This window comes from Mesorhizobium sp. M8A.F.Ca.ET.021.01.1.1 (assembly GCF_003998025.1).
Lineage (GTDB): Bacteria > Pseudomonadota > Alphaproteobacteria > Rhizobiales > Rhizobiaceae > Mesorhizobium.
In genome coordinates, this window is the sequence record NZ_RZSJ01000899.1 from 1 (window position 1) to 1494 (window position 1494).

The window sequence follows — 1494 nt, forward strand, 5'->3', positions numbered from 1 at the left end:
AGCGTGTCCAGGTGCTTTCCGTCACCCATGCTCCGCAAGTGGCGGCGCGCGCGGCAACACATTTCCTGATCTCCAAATCGGGCAGCACCGACCGTGTCGCGACCGGAATTGCCGAGATGGACAGGACGGCGCGGCAGGAGGAGATCGCCCGCATGCTGGCCGGCGCCACTATCACCGACGAGGCGCGCGCCGCCGCCGAGCGGCTGCTGCGCGAGAATACAAACGCGGCATGAGACTATCGGGCGTCATGAGGCGAGTCAGGATATGGCTCCATCCTGCTGTTCAGGAATGATCTTTTCCGAAAACCGGTTCCCACCTTTCACGATCATGCTCTATTGTGGCGCGCCACCGTTCAGGGACAAAAAGCATGGCCGAAAAACCCGTCGATTCGCTCAGCGAAAGCGAGGCTGAAGCCGAACTCCAGCGCCTTGCCGAAGAGATCGCCGGTCACGACCGGCGCTACCATGCCGAGGACGCACCTACGATCACGGACGCGGAGTATGACGCGTTGCGACGGCGCAATCTTGCCATCGAGGAGCGCTTTCCCGGGTTGGTGCGTGAGGATTCGCCCTCGCTCAGGGTTGGTGCCGCACCGGCGGAAGGCTTCACCAAGGTGCGCCACGCCGTGCCGATGCTCAGCCTCGCCAAGGCCTATACCGACGAAGACGTCACCGATTTCATCGACCGTGGCCGGCGCTTCTTCGACCGCGACAAGGACCTCGACATCGCTTTCACCGCCGAGCCGAAGATCGACGGGCTGTCGGCTTCGCTGCGTTACGAAAAGGGCGTCTTCGTGCAAGGTGCGACGCGCGGCGATGGTGCGGTCGGCGAGGACATCACCGCCAATTTGAGGACCATCGCCGACATTCCCGCGAAGCTCAAAGGATCAGGCTGGCCTGAAATCATCGAGATCCGTGGCGAAGTCTATATGACCTATGCCGAGTTCGAGGCGCTCAAGGCGCGCTCGGCGGCTGTCGGCGGCCAGGATTACGTCAATCCGCGCAATACGGCGGCCGGATCGCTGCGCCAGAAGGATCCGTCCGTCACCGCCAGCCGCAACCTCAAATTCTTCGCCTATGCGTGGGGCTATACTACGGCCGATCCGGCGCCGACACAGTACGAATCGGTGCAGAAATTCGCCGATTGGGGTTTCAAGATCAGCCCGCTGATGGTGCGGGCCAAATCGGTCGAGGAACTGGTCGCGCACTATCACCGGATCGAGGAGCAGCGCTCGTCGCTCGGCTATGACATAGACGGCGTCGTCTACAAGGTCGACCAGCTGGAGCTGCAGCGCCGCTGGGGTTTCGTCACCGGTGAGCCGCGCTGGGCCGTCGCGCACAAATTCCCGGCCGAACAGGCGATGACGACCGTGCAGAAGATCGACATCCAGGTCGGCCGAACCGGCACGCTGGCGCCGGTCGCGCGGCTTGCGCCGGTGACCGTCGGCGGCGTCGTGGTGGAAAACGTCACGCTGCACAATGAGGATTATATCAA

1 protein-coding gene and 1 pseudogene are annotated in these 1494 nt (G+C 63.0%); both read left to right on the forward strand.

What is annotated here, in order from left to right:
- Nucleotides 1-233, forward strand: a pseudogene (locus EOA36_RS35220) (DNA repair protein RecN); the annotation flags it as partial.
- Nucleotides 234-367: 134 nt separating this feature from the next.
- Nucleotides 368-1494: NAD-dependent DNA ligase LigA (gene ligA, locus EOA36_RS35225; RefSeq protein WP_127281216.1), on the forward strand; the 1127-nt coding region annotated here is incomplete at its 3' end.